Raw genomic sequence first — 19,744 nt, forward strand, 5'->3', positions numbered from 1 at the left:
TGTTTATATCAAAACATACAGAACAGTGGAGGACGTAAAGGTGGATAAGTGGGAAATGTATATGGAAATACATCAATTAATTAAAAAGGGTTTTAGTAAGACAAAGGTAGCTGAAAAACTAGGAATCTCAAGATCAACCGTTCATCGTTATCTAAAAAAGAATCCTTCGGATATGTCTAAGTGGGTTGATTCCATTCAAACCAGAAGTAAGAAATTAGATCCTTATAAAGAACTAATTTTATCCTGGCTAAGAGAACATCCAGATATGTCTGCGGCACAAGTAGAAGATTGGCTAAAAGAAAGATACGAAGATTTAGAAGTAGGTGAAAGTACGGTTCGCTCCTATGTTAGAGAACTTCGAGAGGAATATAAAATAAGAAAGGAAACTTCACCACGAATTTATGAGGCTATTCTCGATTCACCTATGGGTGAGCAAATACAAGTTGATTTTGGTCATACGAAACAGAAGGCAGCAGACAGTAAGGAAGTAAAATTAAACTTTATAGCATTTGTACTATCTAATTCTAGATATAAATATATGGAATGGTTGGATAGGCCATTTACTACCCAAGATGTCATTAAAGCACATGAAAATGCATTTAAGTGGTATGGAGGAATTCCAGGTGAATTGGTATATGACCAAGATAGTTTAATCGTTGTCAGTGAGAATGGTGGGGATTTAATTTTAACACAAGAGTTCCAACAATATAAAGAATCTAGGAATCTAAACCTTCGTGTTTGCCGCAAGGCGGATCCAGAGAGCAAAGGAAAAATTGAAAATGTAGTTGGATTTATTAAACATAATTTCGCTAAACATCGAGTTTTTCATAACATTGATTCTTGGAATGAACAAGGGTGGGAATGGCTTCATAGAACTGGAAACTATAAAATTCACCATACAACAAAAAAGAGACCGGTCGAAGTATTTTCCCTGGAAAGACAACACTTAAGACCAGTCACCAAAAATATAGATATAAAATATAACTATGAAAATAGTATATCAAGATGTGTCCATAAGGACAATACCATTCGATATTTATCTAACCGTTATACTCTACCATTGGGGACGTTTGGCAAGTACGAAACGGTCTGCATTAAGGAAACGGAGGAAAGAGAATTAATCATTTATAGCCCTGAAACAGGTGAAATCATAGCAAAGCATACGATCCCTGACGAGAAAGGGTTATTGATTAAAGATAGAAAACATAGCCGTGATAGAACAAAGGGTATTGATGCATTTATGAATACAGTTGCCGAGCATTTTAATGACAGTGAGATGGCTTATGATTATCTACAAGCAGTAAAAGGGAAGTACCCTCGATATATTAGGGATCAACTCCAAATGATAATAAAAGAGACAAAAACAAATAACAAAGAAATTCTATCAACAGCATTGAAAGAGTGTATAAAGAGGAATCTTTATGGTGCCACAGATTTTAGCGATGTCGTTGCCTATTTAAAACGACATCGACAAATGGAAGATACACCAAATGATACCGCTAAGAATGTAACACGAGTAAAAGGAGTTTCAGCTTGGGTTATGGAAACAGAAGCTCAAAAACGAGAAGTGAATGCCTATACTGTCATATTGGAAGGTGATCCAGTATGAGCCAGTTAAATCAATTACAAGAATTGATGAGAACTCTACGTTTAACAGAAACAGCAAATCACCTTCCTGCATTAATTAGAGAGGCTGAGCAAAAGGATTCCTCCTTTACTCAGTTCCTCCTAGATGTAGTAAAATATGAACAAACTCGCAGAGAAGAAAAGCAGTTAGAAAAACGATTTAAATGGGCTACATTTCCGTTCCAAAAGACATTAGAGGAATTCAATATAAAAGAACAGAAATCATTAAGCAATAAACATTTGAATAGGTTGAAGGATTTAACTTGGATAGAACAGTTACACAATATCATTCTATTAGGACCACCAGGTAGTGGGAAAACTCACATATCAATTGGATTAGGAATCGAAGCGTTAAACCAAGGTTACAAGGTTATCTTTACTACGATGGGAGACCTTATTCATGTATTAAAAACGGAAGAAATTACTCGAAAATCACAGACGAGAATGAAAAGAATAAGAGATGCAGACTTAGTTATTATTGATGATTTGATGTTTATGGCGATGGATTCACAGGAAGCTAATATGTTCTTCCACTTGATTAATGATTTATACAATCAATCATCCATCATTTTAACTTCAAATAAAGCACCTAAAGAGTGGGGAGAGCTATTAGGTGACCAAGCAATTACAACAGCTATATTAGATAGAATTCTACACCGAGTTGAAATCATTCATCTAAATGAAGATAGTTATCGAATGAAACATAGATCGACCATATTTGGGCAAGAAAGTGTTTCAAATTAATGAGCATAAATTGTGTCTTTTTACTTGACGGTCACACCAGACCACTTTCATTCTGTAAGTTAATATCCAACAAAATAATATCAATATCATTTGATGCTAATATTGCTTCTATTTTATCAGTGTTGGATAGAGTCATTGCATTATATTCTGAATGGTGTTTTTCTAATACAAGTTTTAAACTATAAGAAAATAGCTCATGGTCATCAATAATAAGAATATTCATTTGGTTACTCCTCAAAAATTATTGGTAGAAAAAGTTCTATTTTCGTGTATCTATCCTTTTTACTATAAATATTAAAAGTACCATTTCTATAATCAACTTCTTGTTTGAGTCGTAAAATGCCTACGTGGCGATAGTAAAAGTCTTCTTGAGTTTCCATATCATCAATATCCAAACCAATACCATTATCAAAAATGTTTAAAATGAAATGATCAGCGTTACTCTTTAAAGAAATTTCACATTTGTCGCATTTAGAATGTTTGAAAACATTGGTTACTAATTCACGAATTGTTTTGTAGAAAAAATATTTTTGTTTGACACTCAATGGATTCCCTATATCAATTTTTACATCAAAGTCAATTTTCAATGTGTAAAATGAATGGCTGAGTTTTTCAATCAATTTTCCAATGGCATCTTCAATAGAGGTTTGATAAAGAAAAGATGGAAAAATGTCAATCATTTCACTTCTTAATGAAGTAATCATATCCTCAAAATTTTGATTAATCATATCTTTCATGGCTTGAGGGCCGTCTAATATTGTTATCATATTTTTTAAGGCAAGAATTGTTTGTAAAATATCATCGTGTAAGTAATTCGCTAATTTTATTTTTGCGTCCAATTCTAAATTTAGTTGCTTCAGAAAAACTTCTCTTTCTAAATTAGACAATCTATTTTTTCGAAAGCTCTCTTGTTTTTCAAATAAAAGCTGAGTTGTGTAAAGAATATTTCCGATTGATGCTACAGAATTTTTCAAATGCTCATGTTTAATGCTAGCTTCTTCCTCATCATTTAACAGAAAATAAAACATTCCTATTTTTTGATTGTTTCCGATGAAGGGAATCTGAAATAAAGTGTTGTCTCCAAATAAATCAATTCTTCTATCATTTGAATTAGCTAATTTATTCTCTACTATTTTCAGAGACAGATTAGTTAGCTTTCCTTTTTTATGAATAAAGTGTGGCAGCGTATGATAACTCCATGAAATGGCAACTCCATCACATTGAAATTCTTGGTCTAATACTTCTACCAATAAATTGGCCACATTTTCAAAACGTTTATTTGATAAAATTTCTAATTCCACTTCTCTTTTCGTATCTTTCAAGGGATTTATATGTTGAGAAATGTGTTTTTCCCTTCTACTGACAACATAATTTTGGATATATTTATAAATGAAATATAAAGAGACCATCATATATAGAATCATGATGAAGTCGTTGAAAGCAATATCCGAAATGAAAAGGATTAAGAAGCATAAACAAAAATAAATAATATTAAATACTAAACGAATTCTATGGAAAGTATCTTTAGGTAACCCTATCTTTTGTTCAAATTGATAAATAATCACTGGAGGAAAAATGATTATAAAGAGATAGATTAATTGATAGAAAGAATAGGGCATGTCAATCTGAAATACATAGATTGGCAATAGATTAAAAAGGAGATAGGGTAAAATTGAAATCGAAAGTACAAATGATACAATCAAGACAGTATTGCGATATCTATCCTCGTGAAGTTCTTTAAAATAAATATAATATATGGAAGACAAACAAAATACTAAAGAAATTATAACCATTACCGCATGGACATTAGCTGTTTCTAAAAGGATATAACTAAAAAAGGTGAGTAGACCTAAAATGAATTGGGAAAATAATAATTTCTTAAATCGTTTAAAATAATCCTGAGTAAATAAACTGAAAAAAAATAATAGTATCATGGTAGGGAATATAACAAATAATAGATTGCCTATAAGTAGACTATATTGACCACCAATAGTAAAAAGTGTGAGAATCCAACCCGTTATAATTAGCAGATAAATAAATAACTCTACTGTGCGATGCCGTTCTAAATTTTTGTGACAATAAAAACTTAAAAAATAGAGAAACGATGCTAAAATAGGACCAATCATTTCTTCTTGTGAGTGAATACCAAGTCTAACTATCATCAGATACAATGTATAGAAGATAACATTTATCATTAATTTTAATTCCATCATGAACCCCTTAAGCAGTTAAGTAGTTTTTCAAAATTTGAATCTGATCTGTTGAATCAGGAAACTTATCATATAAACTTTTGTACAAATTTGAATGAAGTATATTTCTTATCTATCTACTGTACTCTATTGCACCAGAGTTAATAATGATTTGGCGAACCTTTTCCAAACTGCAGTTATTATTATCAGAAAAAAAATCATTCAAAATATTCAGTTCATCAGTATCGGCAGCATGAAAAGCTTTAATAATGGGTAGGGTAGCTTTATGTTGTACCAGATCAGATGCTTTTTTTGAGACTATATTTTCTATATCGTTATTTATTTGATTTGAGAGAGCAAAAAATTTAGAGAACTCGGTAATTTCTAATTTACCTTCCTCCCAAGCTAGTTGAACAATCGCATTTCCTAAATATACTGATTTGTTTGTGCCAATAGAAAAATAATCAGTTTCTAAGCCATATATATCTATTGTATTAAATAAATCTAAAAATTGATAGGAAAGGCTAAGCATCAAATTAATTTCTAAAACATTAAGCTCATTTTTTCGTAATTTGTATCCTAAATTATTTAATGTGACATAGATAATTTCTTTGCAAGTTTGCATTTCTGAATGAGTGTATGCCAATAGATCACTATCTTTGTCCATTATATCATCTAATATATCAGTACTTATAATAAATAATTCAACCTGTGTTGCCAAGTTCCAATCGGTAATATCCAAATCAGCTTTGGACATTGAACGTAAATAAAGGAAGAAAATACCCCAGGAAAATTTCCTTTTAAATTTTCTACTTATATATTTATCTAAAAGCAATAAGCACTCATTTTTATTCTCAAAAAGAGTGCTTGCGTTTTTATGAACTAGTTTTTGGAATTCATTTTTATCAATGATAGATGAATTTAGTTTTTGGACCATGCTGTCACCGGATCATCGTCAGCAAAACTCTTTTTTAATTGTTCATATTTTTGTTGTGACATACTTTTTTTAAAGTTTGTAAAGTTAGATTTTCTTTTTAGGTATTTTGTGCAATTTTTGAAATAAACAGAAACTTTCACTCGATGCACTAAATACTTATAGATTTTTTTATAATTTCTTTTTAAAATATTAGGTGAAATAAAATAAATCATAGGAATTTGTACAAATAAAAGACAGGATTGGTAATTCAATCATTCTAGAATAAGAATTTATTTTGGATAGAAAACGACTAGTGTTCAGAAACGGAATTTTAATAGTATGACAAAGTTGTTATGATGGAAATGTTGTCTTTAGTAGGTGAGGTGAAGATACTATGGCTAAGCGTAAAACAAAATTAATACTTAATGGAGTAGTTTCTTTAGTGCTTTTTCTTGCAGCCACGATAGTATTAGGAAAGGCTATTTTATTAGCTGATAAAGTTTCTATTATATCTTCATTATTATTGTGTACAGGGACAATAATTCGTCTCTGGATATTTGAAAAAAAAGAGAGAAAAAAAAGGAGAGAAAAAAATGAATAAATTATTGAAATTGATCACTGTAATGCTCGTTGGAGTTATAACGTTAAATATTTTTATTGTGCCACAGCTGATACAGAACTGTTAAGTTCTGTTTTATAAGATACAATTGAATTTTCCCCTTATCAATGATAAAATAAAAATAATTTTAATGAATGGGGGTGGGTTAAGATGATGAATCAAGCTGTTTTAGTGTACGGATATTGGGTTGAATTCCTTTATTTATACCGTGCAAAATTTGCTGATACAGTTGTTAACGGGATACGTGTGCCCTTTTTTAGCAACTTAATAGCAATCTAAAACAGTGAAAAACATCTCTTAACCCATATAATAAATGGACGGTTGAAAGGAGGGCGTTTTTATGCTCTCCTTTTTTATACTATCAGTAACTATCAGTTTGTTCGATGATAGTATAAGTAAAACTAAGGTTTTCGTGATCAAGATTTGATGGAAACCCCAGTTTTTCTAAATGAAAATAGAATGGTGATTTTAATCTCGATTAAATGTTATTGCTTTTCTATTGGTAACTCTGACAGTCATGGGAAGATGTATCTTCTCATGGCTTTTTTTGTAACTTGAATGGAAAAATTAACCGGATGCTTTTGGTAGGTCAAGTAACCACACCAAGGGAAGTCACGAAGTATTCTCATCAAAAGAATAAGAATTTTTAGTCCCGGAGAAGTTCATTCGATAAAGTAAAAATTAAAAAATTTCAAGTATAAGTAAAACTAATCGTCTAAAGGATCTTTTACTAAGGTCTCCATGTCGTGTGGGAACGTTAGAATTAGTACATCCGTCTGCAAGTAAAGGACGAGTGAAAGTGAGTTTTTCTAATATTTATAGAGAAGGTGGAATAAGAATGATCGTATGTAGTGTAGATAAGGTAACGAAGATGTATGGTGGAAATTCTATTTTTGAAAAGATAACATTTGAAATAAAAGCAAAAGAACGGATTGGTTTAGTTGGGCGAAATGGGAGTGGAAAAACGACTTTGATTCGTTTGCTAGCTGGTGAAGAAGCGCCTGACTCAGGACAAATACATTGGAAAAAAGGGATGACAATTGGTTATCTGTCACAAATTCCGGATTATCAGAATAGTACAAGCACAAAGACGATATTAAGATCAGCTTTCTCCCCTTTACTGAAGATGGAAGAGAAACTGAAAAAGATAGAGACTGCCATGGGGCAGGAGACAGACACCGAGAAACTGAAAAAGCTCCTTAGTGAATATGGGAATTTACAAGACCAGTTCACAATTGATGGTGGATATGAAATAGAAGCTAATATTGACAAAGTTGTTCATGGTTTAAATATTCATTCCTTACTCGATCAACGATTCTTCCAACTAAGTGGAGGAGAAAAAACTAAAGTAGGTCTAGGTTTGATGCTGCTTAAACAGCCAGACTTATTATTACTGGACGAACCAACGAACCATTTAGATTTAATGGCAGTAGAATGGCTTGGCCATTTTCTGCAAGAGTATAGTGGAACCGTCCTTGTTATTTCCCATGATCGATATTTTCTTGATCAGGTAGTAAACAAGATGATCGATTTGGAAGACGGGGATGTAACAACTTATCATACTAATTTTACCGCATATGTGAAAGAAAAGGAGGAAAGATTGTTAAAGGAATTTCAAGCCTATGAGGAACAGCAAAAGAAAATAAAAAAGATGAAGGAAGCGATTAAACGGTTAAGAGATTGGGCAAACAGAGCTAACCCACCAAATGCGAATCTTCATAGACGGGCGAGAAATATGGAAAGGGCATTGGAGAGAATGGAAAAGTTACATCGACCAGTATTAAATCGAAAGAAAATGAACCTAGAGATGGATGCTTCGGACCGAAGTGGAAATGATGTTATTATGCTGACAGATGTTTCAAAATGTTTCAATGATAAGTTGTTATTCGATCAGGTAAGTATGCATATAACCTATCAAGATCGAGCTGCTATCATAGGCGAAAACGGAACCGGGAAATCAACCTTACTTAAAATGATTCTACAGCAACTTGATCCAGATGAGGGAGAGATACGAATAGGTAGTAATGTCAAAGTAGGCTACCTGTCACAAAATATTTTCTCTAATGTTGAAAATGAAACGGTTATCGAGATATTTCGAAATGAATTGAGTGTAACAGAAGGTGAAGCGAGACGTATTTTAGCAAGATTTATGTTTTATGGTCACACTGTTTTTCAAAAAGTCTCTCGGCTTAGTGGAGGAGAAAAGATGCGTTTAAAATTGGCTGAATTAATGTATCAGGATATTAATTTGCTGATTTTAGATGAACCGACGAATCATTTAGATATTGAATCAAGAGAAGTATTGGAAGAAGCACTTGAAGATTTTACAGGAACTATTTTAGCCGTATCGCATGACCGGTATTTTCTTAACAAGCTTTTTAGCAAAATTTATTGGCTTGAAGCAAAGAGAATTCATTGCTTTGAAGGTGATTATAATTGGGCTAAGGAAAAAATGGCTGAATTTAGAGATCGTACTATTCAAGAAAGTGGAGCAGAAAAGAAGAAAATCTCTCCACAACAGAAGCCGAAGATAACGAAAAAGTGGGAAGACCATGAAAACTTGAACAGGAATCTAATGTCAGTGGAGGAAAGAATCATAGAGGTAGATCATAAATTATTAGAGATTGAGGACTTGGAATTATTACAGCAATTATTTAAAGAAAAAGAGGATTTAGAACAAAAGTGGGAAAAACTTTGTGATCAGTTAGGAAACAGTGAAAGGTAGGTTAATATTATAGAGAGTGAATTCTTATCTCTAGCATATTGATCTGATTTGAGCATCATCGACTAGCAATAACCTAAACAAAAACGACAAATCAGCAACCAACATTTTGGCTTTCAAAAGGAAAAATAAGTTTTTTGTCGAATATAATGATAAACGCTTTTAAAAAAGGAGGTTTTAATGATAGACAATAATTTAGGAACAAAGGTAATCACCCAAATCGGTATTTTAGTTCATGATATTGAAAAGACAGCTCAAGCATATGCTGACTTCTTTGATATGGAAAAGCCAACGATCAATTGGACCGATCCGGTGGAAAAAGCAAAATCAGAATATCAGGATAAGCCTACAGAAGCGCGAGCCAAATTAGCCTTTTTTGATCTGGGTTCTTTGCAATTGGAATTGATTGAACCTGATCAACATCCAAGTACATGGCGAGAAGATTTAGAGAAAAATGGTGAGGGACCGCACCATATTGCTTTTGTAGTTAAAGGAATGAAGGAAAAAATCGCCTTGATGGAGCGACAAGGCATGAAATTAATTCAAAAAGGTGAATATCAAGGTGGACGCTATGCTTATCTAGATAGCTCTGAACAGTTAAAGGTTTTGGTTGAATTGTTAGAAAATGACGAGGAGTGAAACGCATGAATATTTTAATTACGGGTGCCAATCGAGGATTAGGTTTAGCCTTAGTTGAACAGGGTTTAAAGCAAGGAGATACTATTTTTGCAACGGAACGAATTTCAAGTGAGAGACTCCAGGAGTGGCAAGAACAATATCCAACAAAACTGCATATTTTGCAATTTGATCTGACGGACGAACAAGCGATCATGGAAGAGAAGGAAAGATTGGAACAAAGCGAAGCAAGGATTGACGCTATTATAAATAATGCCGGCATCCTAAAGGGAAGGGAGCAATCGATTGAAACACTTAATCTTGACGATTGTCTGACTTCATTTAATATTAATACATTAGGACCTGCTCGAATCATTAAACATTTCTTACCCTTACTTAGAAAGGGCAGTCAAAAAACTATCCTTAATTTGAGTTCAGATTCAGCTAGCTTAACCCATGCCTATCCAGGAGACTATCCTTATGGCTTTTCAAAAGTTGCACTTAATATGTTAACGGAAAAGTTAGTACGTGAATTAGAAGAGGATCAGATCAAAGTCCTATCAATTCATCCTGGCTGGATGCATACAGATATGGGTGGTGACCAAGCACCGATAAATCCAGCGGATGCAGCTAGCGATATCTATAAGTTGATCAATCATCCTCCAGAATCGACGACGGGATTTCAGTTTTTTGATTATCAAGGAAAAGAGATGGATATTTAACAAACAATTGGCTAGACAATACCTCGAATTCGAGATATAATAAAATTATATTGAAACTGAGATAATTTTATGAGGAGGATTATGTATGTTAAAAATAGGTATTGTTTTAGGTAGTGTAAGAGAAGGAAGAAATGGTGAGGCGGTTACAAATTGGATCTATGAATTTGGCAAAAACAGAGCAGATGCAGCTTATGAAATTGTTGATTTAGCTGATTATCAACTACCCATGTTAGGTGCTGCGGTTGCCGAAGATGAACAAGCAAAAGTTGAAGCAACAGTTACGGCTTGGAAAGAAAAAATGGCTTCATTTGATGGCTATATTTTCGTCACGCCAGAGTATAATCATGCCATTGGCGGTGCGCTAAAAAATGCTTTAGATTATTTAAACCCTGAATTAAATAATAAAGCAGCGGGATTTGTTGGTTATGGAAGTTTAGGTGGAACGCGTGCTCACGAAAACTTACGCTTAATTCTTGGTGAATTACAAGTTGCTGATGTAAGAGCGGCAGTGACATTTTCATTGATGAGCGATTTTGAAAACTTCTCGAACTTTAAGCCAGCAGACTACCATGCAGATAACGCCAATGAAATGTTAGATCAAGTTATAAAATGGAGTGGTGCATTAAAAAACGTCCGTTAAATGATTTATAAGTCCAAAGCACTCAGTAAGATTAAGTTAATCTACTGAGTGTATTTTTATTTAATCTAGTATTCACACAAATTAAATGACATATATGATTGTGTAAGATAATAAAATAGTCTATAATAGTTTGTGAAGTATTGAACAATTTATTTTTTGGAGGGATTACAGGATGAGAGCGGTCGTTGTAACAGATTCAAAAGACAAATTAGTTGACGTGAGAGAGGTTGAATTAAGAGCTTTACGCCAGGGTGAGGCCTTAGTCGATGTTGAATATTGTGGTGTATGCCATACGGATTTACATGTAGCTAAAGGAGATTTTGGCGCTGTGCCAGGGCGGATTCCTGGGCATGAAGGGGTTGGAATTGTTAGGGAAATTGCTGATGATGTTACCAGTGTAAAAGTTGGAGACCGTGTGAGTATTGCGTGGTTCTTTGAAGGCTGTGGGCACTGTGATTATTGTTTAACGGGACAAGAGACCTATTGTCGTCAAGCAAAAAATGCTGGTTTTTCAGCTGATGGGGCAATGGCGGAACAATGTATTGTCACTGCGGACTATGCTGTAAAAGTGCCAGAAGGGTTAGATGCAAAACAAGCAACTAGTATCACATGTGCCGGTGTAACAACCTATAAAGCTATAAAAGAAGCGGATATCAAGCCGGGTCAATGGATCTCTGTATTCGGTGTCGGAGGACTTGGAAATCTAGCGATTCAATATGCTAAAAATGTATTTAATGCTAAGGTTGTTGCTGTTGATATCAACGACGATAAATTGGCATTAGCCAAAGATTCAGGTGCTGATTTAATCTTTAACTCAAAAGATCAAGATCCCGCCGAATGGATTCAAAATGAAATAGGTGGAACACACGCAACCATTGTAACAGCTGTTTCAAAAATCGCCTTTAATCAAGCGGTTAACTCAGTCCGACCAACAGCTAAGGTGGTTGCTGTAGGACTCCCGCCAGAAACAATGGATTTAGAAATTGTTAAAACTGTACTAGACGGTATTCAAGTAATTGGGTCATTAGTAGGAACAAGAAAAGATCTTGAAGAATCGTTTATGTTTGGTGCGGAAGGTAAAGTTGTTCCAGTTGTTCAAACTCGAAAACTTGAAGAAATAAATGATATATTTGAAGAAATGGAAAAGGGTACAATTAACGGACGGATGGTTTTAGATATGTCACTATAATATGATACAACAAGAAAGCTGAGGCAAGGGAGTAAATCTCTTGTTTCAGTTTTTTAAATTTATAGATTAGGGCATTCAACACAGCAATAATTTTATGCTTTTGGTGGTGTAAAGATAAGAACAACGTGTACAATTACTAAAATCAAACAAATATGAATTTTTTTATGGGGAGATAGTGTATAATTATAGTATATAAATAACTATTAATTAGGGGTTGAGAAATTGGAAAACCAAGGTTGTATTAAATGTGGAAGTCGTCGAGCAGCACAAAAGGAAATAGCGGCAACAGGGACAGGACTATCAAAAATGTTTGATGTTCAACACAATCATTTCTTAGTTGTCTATTGTGAAGATTGTGGTTATTCGGAGTTCTATAATAAACAATCGACAACAGGATCAAACATTATTGATTTATTTTTCGGTGGTTAGATGAAGCCGTTGATATCGGCCCTGGAATACCGGTAAGAATAACAAATCTTTTATGTCTAATGATGGTTTGAAATAGTAATAAAATTACTGAGAGTAAAACAGATAACAGCTATGAACAATTAGTAAATTCACTAAAAGAATCTCAAAGGAGTGTATATTTAATTCTAGACAGAATTCATAAGATATAAGTGTCAAGGAGTGAGAATATGTCAGTAACTATTAAGCGTAAAATTGGATGGGCTGGATCAGGATCAAGAGCTGTAATAAAATTAAATGGAGAAAAAGTTGCTAAAGTTTCAGAAAATCAACTGGTGAAGATTGATATCCCGAATAATGATGCAAAATTAAAAGTATCCCTAATGGGAATGAAAAGTAATGAATTTGAAGTTAGAGACGGAGACATTATAGAAATCACACCAACAAAGTGGTATAGAAATATGAGTAAGGCGGTATTGATACTAGGTCCACTTTTAGGATTCATATACATTTTAAGTCCAAGCATATGGAAAGTTTTTGTGATTATTTGCTGGATAGCCTTTCTTATTAGTTTGTTTTTAATAGATGGGTTCCATTTAACTGTCTTAGGAGATAATAGTTAAAAATTATTAGTTTAAATCGTATTGAGATCAGGTGCTATTTATTTTCTAGATAAATATGAAAAAACGTTGTTTTGCTGGATTCCCATCTCTTTCTGTTTTAAAAGAAGGAGTCTATTATATAGGAAACTGTTGATATAATACTATTTGATGCATGGAGAGAAAAGGAAGTTGGTTATCTCCATTAGGTGATATGTATTCCGTGCCATGCCCCTTTAAAACTAATAACACTAGACTATTCAGTTGATAATAGAATTAAAAAATATTTAGGTATTTAAATCTTAAAAAACACAATGGCTTAATAATGAGCATGTAAAGTAAATTGATTTATAATTGTAGGTGGGTAGGCTGCATATGTATTGAGTAGCTGATGGTAATGACACATGATTGAAATGATAAATGTGACATGAAAAGCAGGTGTTCAATGAAGATATAACTTTGCACAAATTCCTGCTTTTATTATATATATAATTAGTGGGGGCTCGTTATTGAAATGAAAAGGCGGGACTTTCTGAAGATATTTTTGATCAGCGGCTTTTTTAAACCAATCATTAGTTGATTGAGGGCAGTAAAGGAGGACCATACTATGAGCAATCAAGTTCCGAAAGCAGTAAAGGTGGAAAATAATGCGAATATTTTAAGGATTGAATTCGATAATGGAGTCGTTAAATATCTTAAATCTCATTATAATGAAGATTTGGTTAATTCTTATTCTTTGAAAAAAGGAAAGGGAAAAAGAATTAATTTAATCTTAGCACCGCACAATATGTGGATTGGAACTGAGATAACAATTAAGAGCGATGGTACTGTTATTTTAAATGAGAAAGATAAATATACACCTGAAGAGCTGTGGAATAATGGAAGAGAACATATTGCTGAGTTATAGTATAAAAACCCTTTTGTCACTTAGAAATTTCGAAGCTTGTATTTATATAACTATTTGAAAACGCCCTCCTTGGTGTTAGAGAGAACTCATGGTTATGAGCGTAAAATAAGCTGTGTAAGTAACCTTATTCTAGGTAAGGGATGCTTTGCAGTTTTTTCTTGGATAACTATTTGTTGGCGGATAGGTCACGTCCAGTCTCAATCCCCGGCAACTAGCTCGGGCTTTCCTCGGCTTATGACACGATAAAGAAGACTTGTCGACTGACAAGCCTAGAGGCGCAGTTAGAGCCATAGTTGCACTTACACCCGTGGTGAAAGTAAGGTAATGATGTTCGCCTAAAATCAGACTTGCCGTCTAAAGTATCTAGAGATAAAATTAAAAAACGAAATGCTGCTAATTTTTATTCATAGCGAATAAGACAATAAGGTCTATAGTAATTTGATTTATTTCATTAAGAATTTGAGTGATTGTTTCTTCATCAACATGCCACATTAAAGGGGTCATGTTAATAAGTAATTGTAAGTCATCTTGTTCGATCGGTAGGCGCTGATAAAGAGTCTCTTGTTTATATGAACAACAGAAATTATCGTGAAAGCGAGTTAAAGAACTCGTAGGGTCATGTCCTATTTGACTCTCTGGCAGGACTCTTTCTCGTAATTCTTTTAGATAATCTGTACCTGGAATAACTTTAATAAACCAACCTGTTTCCTTTTTTAAAACACGCTTAATTTCTTTATAGTTAGAGGGTGAAAGGATACTTAAAACACCATCCATACTGTTATCTGAAAAAGGGATGTGACTTAAATCCGCCACTAACCATAGCGGACTTTGGTAGTATTTGGCCGCAGTGGTTATCCCATCTTTTGCTAAGTCAAGCCCAATAAACTCTAGATTCCTTTTTAAATAACGCTTTGTCCAGTGTTCATGAAGTAATTGGAGATGACTTCCTTCACCACACCCTAAATCTAACACACGTACATTATCCATGTCGGCTACCTCTGGTGTTATAAGATTTAATAGTACGGAGTATAAGCCTTCATAAAGTCTTAAATCTCCCATAATGGTTTGACGCGCTTGAAAAAGTTCCTTCGTATAATGAATTTCATGATGTTGAGGAGCTAAATTTAAATAACCTTGTTTTGCTACATCAAAAGTATGTTGATTTGCACAAGATATTTGATTGTCCTTCCAAATAAGGGGGGCTTCACAATTTGGACAAAGAAGATCAGGTTCAATCTTCTGTAGTTTGTGAATCCCTTGATTGCGTTTACTTAGCACTTTTTCACACCTTTCAAATATTAATTGGATTATTATACAACTCAATAAAACAATTAGACTTCTATGCGCTAAAAAGACGATGAAACTGATTTTTGTTTGTAGGAAACGAGCAAAACTGATTGGTTTATCTGAACAATATAATTCATAAGATGCTAAGCATTCTTCTTATCTAAAGCCGAGCCAGGTTGATCTAAGAAAAAACTGATACTAAAGCTCGAGCAAAATCAATCCGTTGAATTTGGTCATCAGATAATATCCCTTTACTATGGAAGTACTCTAAGACTAACGATAAGTTATTTGTTAATCCTAGAGCACTATTAATTTATGAATACTCTGGTAACCAGTCACCATGTGCTTCAATTAAGTCATCGCAAAGTGCAATGATGTCATCAATTGATAGCTCAGCTGCTGTATGAGGGTCAAGCAAAGCAGCTTGATAAATTTTATCTTTTCTTTGTGTATTTGCGGCTTCAATTGTTAACAGTTGTGTGTTAATGTTGGTTCGATTTAAGGCAGCTAATTGCTCTGGTAGTTCACCAACATAAGTAGGGGCAATACCGCTTGCATCAACTAAACAAGGAACCTCAACAACTGCTTTTTCTGGAAGATTTGAGATTAAACCACCTGTATTTAACACATTACCGCCAATTTTAATCGGATGATCTGTTTCCATCGCTTCAATAATATATGAACCATATTCATTAGAGCGCTCATGGGTTAAGTCTTGATTGTTCACAATATCTTCACGCATTTTTTTCCAGTCTTCAATTTGTGTCACACAGCGTCTTGGATATTCATCGAGTGGAATATTTAGTTGTTCAATTAACTCAGGATAGTTTTTCTTAATAAAATATGGATGATATTCAGCATTATGTTCAGATGATTCGGTTACATAATAACCGAACTTATCCATTAATTCAAAACGAACCCTATCATGATGCTTCTCCTTTTGCTTTTCTCTCGCTCGTTTTTTAATTTCAGGGTATAAATCTTCGCCATTACGGGTGATCTCAAGTAACCAAGCCATATGATTAATACCGGCAATTTTCCATTGAATATTATCTTTAGGTAGCCCTAACATATCTAGTAAGTGATCCGCACAGACTTGAACGCTATGGCAAAGCCCGACTGTTTTAACTCCTTCATTAAGCATGACATGAGTCAAAACTGCCATTGGATTGGTGTAATTTAAAAACCAAGCATCTGGGCAAACTTCTTTTATATCGCGAGCAAATTCTTTCATAACAGGAATCGTTCTTAAATTACGGAAAATCCCTCCAATTCCTAAAGTATCAGCAATTGTTTGACGTAGTTCATATTTTTTCGGGATGTCAAAGTCAGTGATTGTGCAAGGGTCATAGCCGCCAACTTGAATGGCATTGATGACGTATTTGGCACCGCGCAATGCTTCTTTACGATCGTAATAGCTCTTTATCTTCACATTAGAGTTTAAATTTTTCTTTAAATGATTAAGCATCAACTCTGAATCATTCAAACGTTCTCCATCAATATCAAAAAGGGCAAATTCAAAATCTTGTAGTGCATCGACAGTCATACAGTCACCTAGTACATTTTTAGCAAAAACAGTACTGCCTGCTCCTAGAAAAGTAATTTTATTCATGAACTCATCTCCTTCGTTTAATCTTACTTCTTATTCTAACGGGATAGTGATGATATTCAATCGCAAATAAAAATAAAAAGAGTAATATATTGCTGTTTAATCTGTAAACCAATGATCAACAGACATTGATAAACGTGTTTGCCGGTAGGCGTTTGGGGATTTACCCGTTTGTTTTTTAAAAACTTTTGCAAAATAGTTGCCGTTTTGATAACCCACCTTTTCTGCAATCTCATGGATGGAGGCACGATCATTAAGTAACAATTCAATGGCTCGCTGAATTCTTAGCGTAGTTAAATATTGTATTGGTGTGTTGCCAACATATTTTTTAAATTGTCTAGTAAAATGATATTTTGATAGCTTTGATTGTTTAACACAATCTTCTAGACTTAAATCTTGTTGAAAATTATTCTTCATATAGCTGATAACGTCTTCGATCGGTTTAGGAAATGTTTTTATATGGTTTTCTTGTTCTTCTAAGCTTTCAACTAAAGCCATTAAAAATTGATAGCCAAGGGCTGAAGCACGATAACTATTTTTTACTTGTTGTTGCTTAATTTGATTGAGAAATTTAAAAATTAATTGAATAACAGGGGACTGTTCAGAATAAATCAAAATATGGCCATGCCTCGTCACAAGTTGATTGTAAAGCTGAGCGCTGGTATCTCCAAATAGAGTTATGTAAATAAATTCCCATTCTGTTGAACTTTCAGGTAAGTAATAGCAGTGATCACTAGGAATTTCGATCCAAAAAGCATGATTTTTGGATAAAGGATAAACTGTATCATTAATTTTGATTTCACCAGTGCCACTTATCGTATATTGGAACACAAAGCAATGGTCATCAGAACGATTGCGACCATCCCAAGCATAATTAGTATCTATTTGCTTTTCATGACCAATAGCATACATACCGACTGATTTTTGTTGATGCTGACCTTTTAGCTGAAATCCGTAAGAGATATTATTATTAATGACAACTTCCCCCTTAACGCTTTCTAATGCCTTCATTTTAATTTATTTATCGAACTTTGTATAGTTTGTTTAGTAGACCTTCTTACCATCCATGTTTATATAAGATAAGGCTAGGGATCGGACAAAGGGGACTTTTAAGGTTTAATGTGATTATGATACCAAGGAGGATGCGAAAGAGCATTATTATTGGATGAATGAATATTGTTTAATGAATGTTGATTGCTATGATTGTGAGTACATTTAGCAAGTCACGTGGTATTTGATATGCTGTCAATATAAAAAAGATAAATTTTGTTATTTTTTAATTATGACATTTAATGTCATAATGGATTCATTTTTTGCTAGAATAAATTAATTGTTTTTGAATTTTGGTAATATTTTCAGTGAAGGTATTGGCTAAATAAAAGTTTATTATTATACTAGATATTGAAATAAAAAGGAGGGGCAAAATGGTTAAACATCGAAGTGTAGGAATAGTTATTATTTTATCATTGATAACATGTGGCATTTATAATATTTATTGGATGTTCGCAATTACTGAGGAAATTGGTTATTTAAGTGGTGATCGTTCATTTAGTGGTGGAAAGGTCCTATTACTTACAATAATTACCTGTGGTATTTATACCTTTTTCTGGTATTATATTGTTGGCTCAAAGCTAATGATGGCTCAACAGAAACATGATAAAATGGTTAAAGATAACAGCTTAATTTATTTAATTTTGGCTATCTTTGGTTTAGGTATTGTTTCAAATGCGATTATTCAGAATGATGTGAATGCTTTTGCATAATAGGTAGCCAATCGTTGGCTGTAGTCCTTTCACTTTAATCTGTCAAATAGTGAAGAACAACAGCCAATTTTTTTTACTCAAAGCTTAAAAGGATTGATTTTATGAAGGTTTTTTTGAATCGTATTCATAAAAAAGTGTATCTAACACTGTTTATCATTAGCAGCGGAATTCTTTACTTAAAAGTAATTTCACCTGTTTTTGGTATCCATATCTCATGTCCTTTCAGGCAGTTAACAGGCTTTTATTGTCCTGGTTGCGGAATGACGAGAGCTGCTATAGCTTTATTAGATGGTCAAATCTATCAATCTTTTCGTTTCAATATGCTTATATTTCTCATTCTTCCCTTACTTTTGCTGTATTACTTATTAGAAAAACAAGGAAAAGTTAAGCAAAGCAAGTTATTAATGGGAGTAATGCTAGTGTTAACGGTACTATTTGGCATTTTGAGAAATTTCACCATATTTGATGGATTCGCTCCAACGAAGATTTGATCGATCGTTTGTTCCTGGAATAATTAAAGATAAATAGCTACAGACTATATGAATCTGTCCTATTGATTTGAATGGGTTACCTATGCGAGCTATGCTTAGTTATAGGGAGACTCATTCGAATTCAAAAGGAGCGAAAGATGATATTGAAAAAAATAGTATTTATCTTTGTTTTATGTACCAGTCTATTAATTGGTTGTCAAAATGATCAACGAACTCACCAATCCCGATATAAAGGGATGGCAACAAACTGGAGAGCTGAACTTGATTATCAAGAAAAGGAACTTGAAGAGGACCAGTATCAATATGAATATCAACTAGTTATAAGCTATAATGGTGAACTTGGAGAGTCTGAAGAAATTGAAGCAATAAACTATCGATTTGAATTAGGCGAAATCGGTGTTCTTGAGGATACAGAAGTATTTGATCAAACACAAGAAATTAGTGCATTATATATATCTGGTGATAATCTAGCAGAGAATTCATTATCTGAAAAAGCAAAGATTAGTGTAGAATTAGAGTGGAACAATCAAACTGAACGGATTGAATTAGAACACATTCAAGAATAAAATAACTAAAGACAAAAGTAACAAGGACCTTAGGTAGCTAGAGTTCTTGTTACTTTTATTAATATTTATAAGATTGACTTCTGTCAATCGGAATAACTTGAATTTTAAAAAATAAATAAACGTTTATTATTTAGT

21 protein-coding genes are annotated in these 19,744 nt (G+C 33.4%); 15 read left to right on the top strand and 6 right to left on the bottom strand.

The window, feature by feature from the left end:
* Positions 1–40 precede the first annotated feature (40 nt).
* A complete protein-coding gene (gene istA / locus ACS127_RS12655; protein ID WP_440898111.1) occupies positions 41–1,609 on the top strand; it encodes an IS21 family transposase in 1,569 nt (522 codons plus the stop codon).
* Complete coding sequence (gene istB / locus ACS127_RS12660) at positions 1,606–2,370, top strand: IS21-like element helper ATPase IstB (protein WP_337020333.1); 765 nt, start codon at positions 1,606–1,608, stop codon at positions 2,368–2,370. The genes istA and istB overlap by 4 nt, the downstream gene beginning before the upstream one ends.
* 31 nt (positions 2,371–2,401) lie before the next feature.
* Here istB and ACS127_RS12665 read toward each other — a convergent pair whose 3' ends face one another.
* The 3 genes from ACS127_RS12665 to ACS127_RS12675 all read right to left on the bottom strand — a co-directional run bounded on the left by ACS127_RS12665 (position 2,402) and on the right by ACS127_RS12675 (position 5,496).
* Positions 2,402–2,593 carry a response regulator gene (locus ACS127_RS12665; protein WP_440895405.1) on the bottom strand — a complete coding sequence of 64 codons (192 nt, stop codon included), beginning with the start codon at positions 2,591–2,593 and terminating at the stop codon, positions 2,402–2,404.
* 4 nt (positions 2,594–2,597) lie between these two features.
* Positions 2,598–4,580 carry a sensor histidine kinase gene (locus tag ACS127_RS12670; RefSeq protein WP_440895406.1) on the bottom strand — a complete coding sequence of 661 codons (1,983 nt, stop codon included), beginning with the start codon at positions 4,578–4,580 and terminating at the stop codon, positions 2,598–2,600.
* Between the two features lie 112 nt (positions 4,581–4,692).
* On the bottom strand, positions 4,693–5,496 hold the full coding sequence (locus tag ACS127_RS12675; RefSeq protein WP_440895407.1) for a hypothetical protein: 804 nt from the start codon (positions 5,494–5,496) through the stop codon (positions 4,693–4,695).
* Between the two features lie 373 nt (positions 5,497–5,869).
* Here ACS127_RS12675 and ACS127_RS12680 point away from each other — a divergent pair, with 373 nt between their 5' ends.
* From ACS127_RS12680 to ACS127_RS12725, 10 genes are all read left to right on the top strand, one after another.
* A complete protein-coding gene (locus ACS127_RS12680) occupies positions 5,870–6,076 on the top strand; it encodes a hypothetical protein (protein WP_440895408.1) in 207 nt (68 codons plus the stop codon).
* A gap of 171 nt (positions 6,077–6,247) precedes the next feature.
* Entirely contained in the window at positions 6,248–6,373 is a 126-nt protein-coding gene (locus tag ACS127_RS12685; protein ID WP_440895409.1) for an RAxF-45 family protein, read from the top strand.
* Positions 6,374–6,932: 559 nt separating this feature from the next.
* Positions 6,933–8,819: a ribosomal protection-like ABC-F family protein gene (abc-f, locus tag ACS127_RS12690; RefSeq protein ID WP_440895410.1), complete on the top strand. Its 1,887-nt coding sequence runs from the start codon at positions 6,933–6,935 to the stop codon at positions 8,817–8,819.
* A 177-nt stretch (positions 8,820–8,996) separates the two neighbouring features.
* Positions 8,997–9,455, top strand: a complete 459-nt coding sequence (locus ACS127_RS12695; protein ID WP_440895411.1) for a VOC family protein — start codon at positions 8,997–8,999, stop codon at positions 9,453–9,455.
* A 5-nt stretch (positions 9,456–9,460) separates the two neighbouring features.
* Positions 9,461–10,153 carry an SDR family oxidoreductase gene (locus ACS127_RS12700; protein ID WP_440895412.1) on the top strand — a complete coding sequence of 231 codons (693 nt, stop codon included), beginning with the start codon at positions 9,461–9,463 and terminating at the stop codon, positions 10,151–10,153.
* 85 nt (positions 10,154–10,238) lie between these two features.
* Complete coding sequence (locus ACS127_RS12705; RefSeq protein ID WP_440895413.1) at positions 10,239–10,793, top strand: NADPH-dependent FMN reductase; 555 nt, start codon at positions 10,239–10,241, stop codon at positions 10,791–10,793.
* Between the two features lie 172 nt (positions 10,794–10,965).
* Positions 10,966–11,982: an alcohol dehydrogenase AdhP gene (gene adhP / locus ACS127_RS12710; protein ID WP_440895414.1), complete on the top strand. Its 1,017-nt coding sequence runs from the start codon at positions 10,966–10,968 to the stop codon at positions 11,980–11,982.
* Positions 11,983–12,204: 222 nt separating this feature from the next.
* Positions 12,205–12,411 carry a zinc ribbon domain-containing protein gene (locus ACS127_RS12715; protein WP_440895415.1) on the top strand — a complete coding sequence of 69 codons (207 nt, stop codon included), beginning with the start codon at positions 12,205–12,207 and terminating at the stop codon, positions 12,409–12,411.
* Positions 12,412–12,617: 206 nt separating this feature from the next.
* Entirely contained in the window at positions 12,618–13,010 is a 393-nt protein-coding gene (locus ACS127_RS12720) for a hypothetical protein (protein WP_440895416.1), read from the top strand.
* 583 nt (positions 13,011–13,593) lie between these two features.
* On the top strand, positions 13,594–13,893 hold the full coding sequence (locus tag ACS127_RS12725; RefSeq protein ID WP_440895417.1) for a hypothetical protein: 300 nt from the start codon (positions 13,594–13,596) through the stop codon (positions 13,891–13,893).
* Between the two features lie 393 nt (positions 13,894–14,286).
* Here the strand turns inward: ACS127_RS12725 and ACS127_RS12730 are convergent, their stop codons facing one another.
* The 3 genes from ACS127_RS12730 to ACS127_RS12740 form a co-directional block, all read right to left on the bottom strand.
* On the bottom strand, positions 14,287–15,171 hold the full coding sequence (locus tag ACS127_RS12730) for a putative RNA methyltransferase (RefSeq protein WP_440895418.1): 885 nt from the start codon (positions 15,169–15,171) through the stop codon (positions 14,287–14,289).
* 322 nt (positions 15,172–15,493) lie between these two features.
* On the bottom strand, positions 15,494–16,792 hold the full coding sequence (locus ACS127_RS12735) for an alpha-glucosidase/alpha-galactosidase (RefSeq protein WP_440895419.1): 1,299 nt from the start codon (positions 16,790–16,792) through the stop codon (positions 15,494–15,496).
* 96 nt (positions 16,793–16,888) lie between these two features.
* Entirely contained in the window at positions 16,889–17,800 is a 912-nt protein-coding gene (locus ACS127_RS12740; protein WP_440895420.1) for a helix-turn-helix domain-containing protein, read from the bottom strand.
* A 413-nt stretch (positions 17,801–18,213) separates the two neighbouring features.
* On the opposite strand from ACS127_RS12740, the gene ACS127_RS12745 reads away from it, so the two are divergent.
* From ACS127_RS12745 to ACS127_RS12755, 3 genes are all read left to right on the top strand, one after another.
* Positions 18,214–18,552, top strand: a complete 339-nt coding sequence (locus tag ACS127_RS12745; protein ID WP_440895421.1) for a DUF4234 domain-containing protein — start codon at positions 18,214–18,216, stop codon at positions 18,550–18,552.
* A gap of 101 nt (positions 18,553–18,653) precedes the next feature.
* Positions 18,654–19,043 (top strand): DUF2752 domain-containing protein, encoded by a 390-nt coding sequence (locus ACS127_RS12750; protein WP_440895422.1) that lies wholly within the window; start codon positions 18,654–18,656, stop codon positions 19,041–19,043.
* 143 nt (positions 19,044–19,186) lie between these two features.
* Positions 19,187–19,609 carry a hypothetical protein gene (locus tag ACS127_RS12755; protein ID WP_440895423.1) on the top strand — a complete coding sequence of 141 codons (423 nt, stop codon included), beginning with the start codon at positions 19,187–19,189 and terminating at the stop codon, positions 19,607–19,609.
* Positions 19,610–19,744: the final 135 nt, after the last annotated feature.

This window comes from Amphibacillus sp. Q70 (genome assembly GCF_052055485.1).
Lineage (GTDB): Bacteria > Bacillota > Bacilli > Bacillales > Amphibacillaceae > Amphibacillus.

Coding starts and splice junctions, on each gene's coding strand:
- abc-f (WP_440895410.1), top strand. CDS start 6,933: ATGATCGTATGTAGTGTAGATAAGGTAACGAAGATGTATGGTGGAAAT.
- ACS127_RS12705 (WP_440895413.1), top strand. CDS start 10,239: ATGTTAAAAATAGGTATTGTTTTAGGTAGTGTAAGAGAAGGAAGAAAT.
- ACS127_RS12725 (WP_440895417.1), top strand. CDS start 13,594: ATGAGCAATCAAGTTCCGAAAGCAGTAAAGGTGGAAAATAATGCGAAT.
- ACS127_RS12695 (WP_440895411.1), top strand. CDS start 8,997: ATGATAGACAATAATTTAGGAACAAAGGTAATCACCCAAATCGGTATT.
- ACS127_RS12745 (WP_440895421.1), top strand. CDS start 18,214: ATGGTTAAACATCGAAGTGTAGGAATAGTTATTATTTTATCATTGATA.
- ACS127_RS12670 (WP_440895406.1), bottom strand. CDS start 4,580: ATGGAATTAAAATTAATGATAAATGTTATCTTCTATACATTGTATCTG.
- istB (WP_337020333.1), top strand. CDS start 1,606: ATGAGCCAGTTAAATCAATTACAAGAATTGATGAGAACTCTACGTTTA.
- ACS127_RS12740 (WP_440895420.1), bottom strand. CDS start 17,800: ATGAAGGCATTAGAAAGCGTTAAGGGGGAAGTTGTCATTAATAATAAT.
- ACS127_RS12735 (WP_440895419.1), bottom strand. CDS start 16,792: ATGAATAAAATTACTTTTCTAGGAGCAGGCAGTACTGTTTTTGCTAAA.
- ACS127_RS12700 (WP_440895412.1), top strand. CDS start 9,461: ATGAATATTTTAATTACGGGTGCCAATCGAGGATTAGGTTTAGCCTTA.
- ACS127_RS12720 (WP_440895416.1), top strand. CDS start 12,618: ATGTCAGTAACTATTAAGCGTAAAATTGGATGGGCTGGATCAGGATCA.
- ACS127_RS12750 (WP_440895422.1), top strand. CDS start 18,654: ATGAAGGTTTTTTTGAATCGTATTCATAAAAAAGTGTATCTAACACTG.
- ACS127_RS12680 (WP_440895408.1), top strand. CDS start 5,870: ATGGCTAAGCGTAAAACAAAATTAATACTTAATGGAGTAGTTTCTTTA.
- ACS127_RS12665 (WP_440895405.1), bottom strand. CDS start 2,593: ATGAATATTCTTATTATTGATGACCATGAGCTATTTTCTTATAGTTTA.
- ACS127_RS12675 (WP_440895407.1), bottom strand. CDS start 5,496: ATGGTCCAAAAACTAAATTCATCTATCATTGATAAAAATGAATTCCAA.
- ACS127_RS12685 (WP_440895409.1), top strand. CDS start 6,248: ATGAATCAAGCTGTTTTAGTGTACGGATATTGGGTTGAATTCCTTTAT.
- adhP (WP_440895414.1), top strand. CDS start 10,966: ATGAGAGCGGTCGTTGTAACAGATTCAAAAGACAAATTAGTTGACGTG.